Genomic DNA, 8,423 nt, shown 5'->3' with positions numbered 1-8,423 from the left:
AAAGTCCCCGCTGCCATCGGCATCGTTGGCCTCGTCGCGGGGTCGACCGGCTTTGTCGCCGGCTTCGGGACGCTTGTCGCAATCCCGTACTCGCGGGCCTCGACCCGGGAGCGACAGATCAACATGCTCCTCTCGGACTCCATCTCGTTTATGTACGCCCTTTCGGTCGGGGGGCTGAACCAACTCGAGATTCTCGAAGCGATGGCCAGGGCTGACGACACGTACGGCGAGGTGGCAAAGGAGTTCCAGAGCATCGTTCAGGAGACGGAGTATTTCGGCACCGACTACCGCAATGCGATCCGGCAACAGGCGGCCGCCACGCCCAGCGACGACCTTTCGCAGTTTCTGACGGACATGCTTTCTATCGTCAACTCCGGAGGTAATATGCAGGCGTTTCTCTCGGATAAAAAGGACAAGCATATGCGAACCGCCAAGCAGCAACAGGAGGTCACGCTCGACACCCTCGAACTGTTCGGCGAGATGTATATGACCCTCTCGTTGTTTCCCCTTCTTCTCATCATCATCCTCGTCATCATGAGCATGCTCGGCGAGGCACAGACACTCATGCTGTACGGCACGGTGTACGCGCTCATCCCGCTGACCGGCGTGATGTTTCTCGTGCTCGTATCGACGGTAAAAGAGGACGAACCCGGGGACGGCTACCTCGACCCGTCCAACGCGGGCGACCGGATCCAGAACGTCCAGAAAGAGGGGCTTCGCCACCTCGGCCTGATCGAGAGCTACGTCGGCGAGTTCGGCATCTTCGACCGGATCAAATCCCGTGAGGGGACGTTCAAGACGAAAGCCCTCCTCCGGAACCCACACCACTTTTTCCGGGACAACCCGTTGTTCACCCTCGCGCTGACGGTGCCCGCCGCGTTCGTCTTGACCGTTGTCGCCGCCGCCACGGGGTCGGTTCCGACGACGTGGGACGGTATGGTCCAGGCGCCGGTCTGGGGCACCTTCGTCTGGTTGTACGTCCCCCTCTACGTGATCCTGATTCCGCTCACCGTCTTCCACGAGTGGAACGTCCGGGCCAGAGCGGCGATCACCGGCAAACTCTCCGACAATCTCCGGAAGCTGTCGAGCGCGAACGACACCGGACAGACGCTTTTGGAGTCGATCCAGACGACCGCCGAAACGTCTTCCGGCAAACTCGCGGACGAACTCGACGTTATCTACGCCAAGGTGAATTACGGGATGAGTCTGCGCAACGCGCTGGTCGAGTTCAACAACAAGTACCACGTCCCGCGTCTGGCGCGGACGGTCAAACTCATCAGCAAGGCACAGGAAGCCTCCAGCCAAATCACGCAGGTGCTGACAACGGCCGCACAGGCCAGTGAGAATCAGGACGACATCGAACGCGAGCGGCGCTCCCGGACCCGAATGCAGGTGGCGATCATCCTCATGACCTACCTCACGCTGTTGGGTGTGATGGCAATCCTGAAGACGCAGTTCCTTGACGTGATGGCCGGTCTCACCCAACAGGCCGCGGGGAGCGGCGGTGGTGGCGGTGGCGGCGGTGGCGGTCCCGCGCAGTTCGGCGGGGGTATCGACACCCAGCTCCTCTCGCTTCTGTTTTTCCACGCGGTGACCCTACAGGCCATCCTCTCGGGGATCATCAGCGGCTACATCCGGACGGCGAACCTGCTCGCCGGCATCAAGTTCGTCGTGATCCTCCAGACCATCGCGCTGGCCGTGTGGCTGGTGGTCGGATGACCCGTCGCCGCGGACAGACGACGCTCGATTTCGCCGTCGGCGTGAGCGTCTTTCTCGGCGTGGTCGCGTTTGCCTTCGCCTTTGCGCCGACCATGTTCGCCCCCTTCGCCTCCGATACGGGCGTGAACTCGGTTGTCGCGGATCGGAGCGCGGACCGGTTGACCGCCGACACCCTCGCGGCGTCGCCCGACGATCCCACGGTCCTCGACGGGAGTTGCACACGGAGTTTCTTCGACGGTAGCGTCCCGGCCGACTGCCGGTACACCACGACGGACCTCCCCGACACGCTCGGCTTGGACTCCACCACGCATGTGAACGTGACGATCAGGAACGCTTCCGGGGTCAGACACCTCGGCGGCACGCGACTGGCCGCCGGCGACCGGACGACGACCACGGCCGACGTGGTCGTGGCGCGACGCGTCGTGTTGTTGCCGGGGAACGACGACGCGGCCTTCGACAGGGAGCGAAACCAGTTGCTCGTCCGGGTGTGGTAACCATGCGAGGACAGGCACACACGCTCGAAGCGTTTGTGGCGGCCCTGTTGGTGCTGAGCGGCGTCACCTTCGCGCTCGGGACGACGGCCGTGACACCCCTGTCGGCGAGTACCTCGAACCAACATGTCGGCAACCAGGAGCGAGCCGCGGCGGTCGGCGTTCTCGAAGCCACCGCGGCCGACGGGAGTCTCACCGAGGCCGTCGTCTACTGGAACGCGACTCCCACTATCGGCGACAAAGCGAGGTTCCACGGGGCGAACAACAGCGATGGGGTGAGCTACGCCACCGGTCCGCCCAACGAGTTCGGTCGCGTTCTCAACGAGACGTTCGGTGACCGGCGGGCCGCGTTCAACGTGGTCGTTGTCTCCTTCGACCGGAACGCCTCCCGGACAACGACGTCGATGGTCCGGATGGGCACCCCAAGCGACGACGCGGTGACCGCGTCCCGGCAGGTCGTTCTGTACAACGACACGACCTTCTCGTCGCCCGAAACGGGAACCATCTCGGCGGCCGCGGCGGACCCGGACCGGGAGTTCTACGCGTCGGATATCGATCCGGGCAACCGGTTGTTCAACATCGTGGAGGTGCGCATCACCGTATGGCGGATCTGACGCCCGACGATGGTGACCGGGGGCAACTCCTCCTCGTGGCGGGATTCGCAATCGCGGTGACCATCGTGGCCCTGGTGTTGCTGTTGAACACCGCCATCTACACCGAGAACCTCGCGACCCGGGACGTGGACACCGACTCGGGCGAGGCGCTGGCGTTTCGCGACACCGTCGAGGACGATCTCTGGACCGCCGTCGAGAGGACGGCGCTGAACGACGACGACGAAACCGATAGGGCAGACGTCGAGGCGAACGTCACCCGACGTATCGAACGGTTCGAGAACTACACCACACGGCACGTACTCGCCGGCGGCGCGGCCACCGACGTCGAGACAGTCGCCTTCCACGACGGGGCACGGGTGCGTCAGACCGACTCCGGTCGGAACCTGACCGACGGGTCGGACACCGCAAACTGGACGATCGCCTCGGACGTCAAGGACGTCCAACGGTTCGAACTGAACACCACCGGTGGACTGCGGTCGACGACCGACCCCGAAGGCGAGTCGCTCCGCCTCGATATCGTCGGCAACGGCGGGAGCGGGGACCGCTGGAGCCTCTACGTGTACAACGACACGACCGACGGCCCGACCGTCGCGGTCAAGAACGGCAGCGAGACAACCCCGACCGACGTCTGTGAGGACCTCGTTTCCGGCCCGCCACGTGTCGGGGTTCGAGCCGGCACGATCAACGGTGCCGGCTGTGGCGGCATCGACTTCGCGGCGGGAACGACCCCGCCGTACAACGTTACCATTACGCACGGCGACCGATCGCAGGGGACGTACGACGCGGTGTTGAACACGACGACCGTCGACGGTAGCTTGGACGACACCGCCCCGCTTGCGTCCCCGTACTGGGTGCCGGTCGTCTACGGATTCGACGCCAACCTCACCTACCAGTCGTCGACGCTCACCTACCGATCACGCGCCGGGATTTCTCCGACGCCTCGGTCGGCCGACGACATGTTGCGGTTCGCCAAGGACTCGGGCGAGGCGGTTCGAACCAGCGACGGCGACGTTCTCGAGTTCCGTATCGAAAACACCGCCGGTGAGAACGTGACAGTCGAGGCGTTCGCCGTCGACGCGACGGGGGTCGGCGCGGGTATCACCATCGACGACGGGAACGCCCCGGAGCTCGATATCCAACGGACCGACGTACAGATCGGCGAGGCAAACAGGGCTGGCCAGTTCGACGCCAACGGAACCAGCTACGACTTCGTCGCCGACAGCGACGGGAGCGGGCAGTACGCCATCATCGGTGCGGGCGTCGACGACGCCGAGGTGGATATCCGCCGGCTCAGTCAGGACCTCGGGACGATGGAAATCACCTACGACAGGTCGGAGGCCGACCTGACGATCACGTTCGTTCTCGGCGACGGAAGCGAGGAGGTGTTTTATCTTCATGAACGGTAGCCGTCCACGATCGGACCGCGCCGTTTCGACGGCCCTTGGCTACGTGCTCACCCTCGGTATCGCGACGATCCTCATCAGCGGCCTGCTCATCGCGGCCGGTGCCGCCGTTGAGGACCAACGCGACGCGACGACGCGAGGCTCGCTCCAGGTCGCGGGTGAACGGCTGGCGTCGAACCTGATGTCGGCCGACCGACTCGCGGAGACGTCCGGGTCGCGCGAGGTGTCCGTCGCTGCCGCCCTTCCGGGTCGGATCGCCGGCACCGGATATCAGGTGACGGTGGACCCGGCGGCTTCGACGCTCGTTTTGGAGTCGGACGACCCCGTGGTGACGGTGCGGGTCAGTTTCACCACCACCACGCCCGTCGACGCCGTGGCCGTCCGGGGCGGCGACCTCCGGATCGTTCTCTCGGGCGGCAGCCTGGAGGTGCGTTCAACGTGACCCGACCGCGGGCACAGAGCGAGACCATCGGCTTTGTTCTCGTGTTCGCACTGATCGCCGCCTCGACCGGTATCGTCTACGTCGCCGGCTTCCAAACCCTCGACGACGCCCGGACCGCCGAAGAACTCCAGAACATGGAGCGGGCCTTCGACGTGCTTGACGACAGCATCGACGACGTGGCCCGTCGGGGCGCGCCCAGCCGGTCGACCGAGGTCCGTCTCGGCAACGGCGACCTCGCCTTTGGCGATAAGACGCGGATCAACGTCACGACGAACGTCTCGTCCGAATCCGTCGAGATATCCACACAGCCGATCGTTTATCGACTCGGCGGCACCGAAATCGTCTACGTCTCCGACACGGTGATGCGGACCGACCGCGGGGACTCCGTGGTGCGGTCCGATCCCGCGGTGGTGGCGACCGACCGCCGGGTCGTTCTCCCGCTGATCGACGTCGACGCGGCCGGAAGCCGGACCGGCATCGGCGGCGACACGACGGCGCTGGTCCGAGCACAGTCGAAAAGCCCGCCGAGAACGCTGTCGGTCGCTCCCGACGCCGGGCGGGTGACGGTCACGGTCACGGTCGAGTCGTCACGGACAACGGCGTGGCAGCGGTTGTTCCAGCGACACGGGTTCTCCTGTGGCCCGGCAGGCGCGACGGTCTCCTGTTCGACAGACACCGACGAACTCCACGTCGTCTGGACCACGGCGAGTGTCGACCTTCTCCGCTGACTACCCGTTCTCGATGTCGACGGATGTTACCGACACGTGGAGATACAGGACCCGTGGCTCCGCGCCCCCGAGGTTGAGTTCGATATCCCGGACGGCGGGGTCGTAGCCAAAGTCGTTTGCCGGCAGTCCGTTGATCTCCACGCTGCCGCCGACGAGGCCGCCGACAAGCACTCCGTTCCCGTTGAGGTCGACGTTGGACTCGGGCGCGTAGAGCAACCCGACGAAGATTGCGTTGCCGTCCATGTCGACCTCCCCCGAGGAATGGACGAGCACCCGGAACCGTTCCGCGCTCCCACCTTCGTTGGCCTCGCCGAAGTCCGCGTCGTTTCTGACGTAGACGGTGACGTTGTTCGGCCCGGTGACGTCGACGGTCTTGGGTTCGAACGAACCGTTCACCACCAGATGCACGTCGCCGTCACTCGTGTTGACCTCGATCTCGTCGTTTTTCACGTCGCTTTCGGTGTAGTAGGTTCCGGCGTCGTCGAACTCGTCGTCGGTTTCCCAGCTGTTACACCCGCCGCCACGGCAGTCGTCGATCCGGTCCTCGATCCGCCCGTCAGCCGATGGGTAGTCGGCCCCCGCCTGGGAGGGTGTCGGCGGGTCGCCACCGTTTGCCGTGATGCCGCCGTTGGTCGACGCGACGATGTTGTCGAACTCGCCTTTGAACGGCGTGACCAACTCGACGGTCGCGCTCTCGTCCGTGTGGTTGTAGGTGACGTTGCCGCCCGTTCGCTCCGCGAAGTAGGTGCCCCACGCCCGGTAGTAGTCGCTCTGGACGGTCACGTAGACCTGGCCCTCGGTCAGCGGGTTCGACCGCGTCGCGTTCGGGAACTGTCCGTCGGTCGGCGCCCGCTGGGTGATCCGAACGGCATGCCCGGAGAGCCCGTCGCTCCGAACCCGAACAAGCGGCAGGGTGAGCGTCCCCTGCTGATAGTGGAACTCGGGGGGTGACACCATCGTGCTCCCGTTCCCGTCCCGTCGCCAGACCCCGCCGCCTTGGTACGCGAGCGTCGTCGACCCGCGCTCGTAGGTCACGGTCCCGAGCTGTTCGTCCAAAATGGTCTCGTTGCCGTTCGTCCCGTTGATAACACGGACGATCATCCGACCCGAACTCTCGTCGACGGCCGTGGCGCCGCGGCCGGCCCGGCCGAAGCCGACCCGCTGTGTGTCCGACGAGCCGTGTGCGACGAGACTCGTCTTCGAGTCCAACTGCGTCATCGCGTGTTCCGCTTTTCCGATGTCGGCGGACGTGGTCGCGCCGTCGATGGCGCCCGCGCCGAACACCACCACCGCCCCGCTGCCTACGACCGTAAGCGCCACGAGGAGCAACACGGCGAGTGTCTCCGACTGGGCCGTCCGGTCACGCGCGAACCGGTCCAGCGACGGGCGTGGCATCGGCATTGATCGGAGCTAAACGGTGACCATATTAAAATCGGACGGCCGGTTCTCAGCGACGATACCGCCCGTTTCTCGACCGGCCCGTCGCCCACCGCGCCGTGGGGCCGTAGAGTCGCCCCGCTCGTCGTCGTGATCGAGCGAACGGCAGGCAATGAGACCGGACCGTGCGGTTTCTCAGATGTCGACCTCGGAGAGGTCATAAAACACCGCGTCGAAGTCACGTTCGCTCATTCCGGACTCCAATTCCTCGATGCGTTCTCTCGTGCGCTCGAACTCGGCTTTGAGCCGGAGATACTCCTCGCTGGTTTCGAGTTCGCCGGCACTTTTGTGTGATTCGAGGGCGGCGAGTTTCGACGCCGACGCAAAGAGGTCGGAGAGGTGTTGGTCGTACTGGTCGCGTTCGAGGAGCCCCTCGACGAGCCGACGGACGTCCTCCCTGAACACGGGCTTGACCACGTAGTCGTCGAAGCCCATCTTGAGGACGTCGAAGTCGGGCTCCACCGCCGTCACCATCGCTACCCTGACCGACAGCCCACGGTCCCGGATTGTCTCCAGTACCTCGTCGCCCGAGATGCCCGGCATCAGACGGTCAAGCAACACGACATCCACCTCCTCGTCGACACGCTCCAACGCGTCCTCGCCGGTCGTTGCGACGCGGACGTCATACTCCTCGGAGAGCCACTCGGCGAACAGTTCGGCCAGTTCGGTTTCGTCTTCTACGACGAGGATGCTGGGTGACGGGGTCATGGGGGGCACGCCGGCCACCCGTTCTTGCCACGGCACCCTAAAAGGTATTTCTGCCGAGTGGGGGGCCACCCGGTCAGGTGTCATCCGACGGTGTCCGCCGCTCGATCGTGAGCCTCCCACAGGCCGGACAGAGATAGTGGTCGCTCTCGTACCGCGACTCGCACTCCGAGCAGACGTACTCGAATCCTTGTTCCGGCCCCAGATCGAGCATCCCGTCGTAGCTGTACGGTGCAGTCACCGTTTCCACGCCCCGCTTGCATGACGGCCGCGTACTCCCCGGTGCATATTGCGATCCGTACCGCTACTTACCGGTCCATACTATCAAAAACTACCGGTCGGCCGGACGACCCCGCGCACCCGATGACCCGACCATCCGGCGACCGGCGACCGACTGCCGCCGCTACGCAGGGCTTACTTGTCTCGGCATCCACGCTCGAAGCATGACGAACCGCGTCGTCCAAGGTCGAATGGTGACCGCCGAGCGACTAGCCGAACTGATCGAGGGTGAACCGCCCATGGAAGCCGATGGCATCGAGGACGCCGACCGTCAGTGCCCCGACTGTGACGGTGACGTCCTCGCCGTGGCGTATATGCCCTCTGTCACGGAACTGGTCACGGGGTACAAGTGTCAGGACTGCGACTGGGCGGACGACGACCGATAACCGAAATCCCTTTAGCCTCCTTCAAATAATTAAAGCATGAGGGGTCGTGGCCAAGCCCGGCATGGCGACTGACTCCAGAGGCCACGCCCGGTGACGACACTCCAGCTGATATACCGAGCGCGCGACTGATCATCGCCGCGCGACGACGACCCTCTGGAGTACCGAGGCGCAACCGGAGATATCAGTCGATCGGGGGTTCAAATCCCTCCGACCCCACTC

General features: G+C 64.8%; 10 protein-coding genes and 1 tRNA gene. 8 read left to right on the top strand and 3 right to left on the bottom strand.

Going from position 1 to position 8,423, the window contains the following annotated elements:
- The 6 genes from Q0925_RS05780 to Q0925_RS05755 form a co-directional block, all read left to right on the top strand.
- Window positions 1-1,719, top strand: a 1,719-nt coding sequence (locus Q0925_RS05780; RefSeq protein WP_299332720.1) for a type II secretion system F family protein, incomplete at its 5' end; no start/stop codon positions are given.
- Complete coding sequence (locus Q0925_RS05775) at window positions 1,716-2,213, top strand: DUF7287 family protein (protein WP_299332717.1); 498 nt, start codon at window positions 1,716-1,718, stop codon at window positions 2,211-2,213. The genes Q0925_RS05780 and Q0925_RS05775, both read left to right, overlap by 4 nt.
- A 2-nt stretch (window positions 2,214-2,215) precedes the next feature.
- Window positions 2,216-2,824: a DUF7288 family protein gene (locus Q0925_RS05770; protein WP_299332715.1), complete on the top strand. Its 609-nt coding sequence runs from the start codon at window positions 2,216-2,218 to the stop codon at window positions 2,822-2,824.
- Window positions 2,812-4,230 carry a DUF7261 family protein gene (locus tag Q0925_RS05765; RefSeq protein ID WP_299332712.1) on the top strand — a complete coding sequence of 473 codons (1,419 nt, stop codon included), beginning with the start codon at window positions 2,812-2,814 and terminating at the stop codon, window positions 4,228-4,230. Before Q0925_RS05770 ends, Q0925_RS05765 begins: the two co-directional genes overlap by 13 nt.
- A complete protein-coding gene (locus Q0925_RS05760; protein ID WP_299332709.1) occupies window positions 4,220-4,669 on the top strand; it encodes a DUF7266 family protein in 450 nt (149 codons plus the stop codon). Before Q0925_RS05765 ends, Q0925_RS05760 begins: the two co-directional genes overlap by 11 nt.
- Complete coding sequence (locus Q0925_RS05755) at window positions 4,666-5,397, top strand: DUF7289 family protein (protein WP_299332706.1); 732 nt, start codon at window positions 4,666-4,668, stop codon at window positions 5,395-5,397. The genes Q0925_RS05760 and Q0925_RS05755 overlap by 4 nt, the downstream gene beginning before the upstream one ends.
- Here Q0925_RS05755 and Q0925_RS05750 read toward each other — a convergent pair whose 3' ends face one another.
- The 3 genes from Q0925_RS05750 to Q0925_RS05740 all read right to left on the bottom strand — a co-directional run bounded on the left by Q0925_RS05750 (window position 5,398) and on the right by Q0925_RS05740 (window position 7,780).
- Complete coding sequence (locus Q0925_RS05750) at window positions 5,398-6,798, bottom strand: DUF7289 family protein (protein WP_299332704.1); 1,401 nt, start codon at window positions 6,796-6,798, stop codon at window positions 5,398-5,400.
- 171 nt (window positions 6,799-6,969) lie between these two features.
- Window positions 6,970-7,542 (bottom strand): response regulator transcription factor, encoded by a 573-nt coding sequence (locus Q0925_RS05745; RefSeq protein ID WP_299332701.1) that lies wholly within the window; start codon window positions 7,540-7,542, stop codon window positions 6,970-6,972.
- Window positions 7,543-7,615: 73 nt separating this feature from the next.
- Window positions 7,616-7,780 carry a hypothetical protein gene (locus Q0925_RS05740; RefSeq protein ID WP_299332699.1) on the bottom strand — a complete coding sequence of 55 codons (165 nt, stop codon included), beginning with the start codon at window positions 7,778-7,780 and terminating at the stop codon, window positions 7,616-7,618.
- 202 nt (window positions 7,781-7,982) lie between these two features.
- On the opposite strand from Q0925_RS05740, the gene Q0925_RS05735 reads away from it, so the two are divergent.
- Complete coding sequence (locus tag Q0925_RS05735) at window positions 7,983-8,204, top strand: DUF5795 family protein (protein ID WP_299332697.1); 222 nt, start codon at window positions 7,983-7,985, stop codon at window positions 8,202-8,204.
- 40 nt (window positions 8,205-8,244) lie between these two features.
- Window positions 8,245-8,420, top strand: a tRNA-Trp gene (locus Q0925_RS05730).
- Window positions 8,421-8,423: the final 3 nt, after the last annotated feature.

It is taken from the genome of Haloplanus sp., assembly GCF_028275055.1.
In the GTDB taxonomy this organism is placed as follows: domain Archaea; phylum Halobacteriota; class Halobacteria; order Halobacteriales; family Haloferacaceae; genus Haloplanus.
The sequence above is the reverse complement of the archived record's forward strand: the minus strand, read 5'-3'. Positions and strand labels throughout refer to the sequence as shown.

Excerpts from the sequence above, each read along its gene's own strand:
- Q0925_RS05775 (WP_299332717.1), top strand. The coding sequence starts at position 1,716 with ATGACCCGTCGCCGCGGACAGACGACGCTCGATTTCGCCGTCGGCGTG.
- Q0925_RS05770 (WP_299332715.1), top strand. The coding sequence starts at position 2,216 with ATGCGAGGACAGGCACACACGCTCGAAGCGTTTGTGGCGGCCCTGTTG.
- Q0925_RS05765 (WP_299332712.1), top strand. The coding sequence starts at position 2,812 with ATGGCGGATCTGACGCCCGACGATGGTGACCGGGGGCAACTCCTCCTC.
- Q0925_RS05760 (WP_299332709.1), top strand. The coding sequence starts at position 4,220 with ATGAACGGTAGCCGTCCACGATCGGACCGCGCCGTTTCGACGGCCCTT.
- Q0925_RS05750 (WP_299332704.1), bottom strand. The coding sequence starts at position 6,798 with ATGCCGATGCCACGCCCGTCGCTGGACCGGTTCGCGCGTGACCGGACG.
- Q0925_RS05745 (WP_299332701.1), bottom strand. The coding sequence starts at position 7,542 with ATGACCCCGTCACCCAGCATCCTCGTCGTAGAAGACGAAACCGAACTG.
- Q0925_RS05735 (WP_299332697.1), top strand. The coding sequence starts at position 7,983 with ATGACGAACCGCGTCGTCCAAGGTCGAATGGTGACCGCCGAGCGACTA.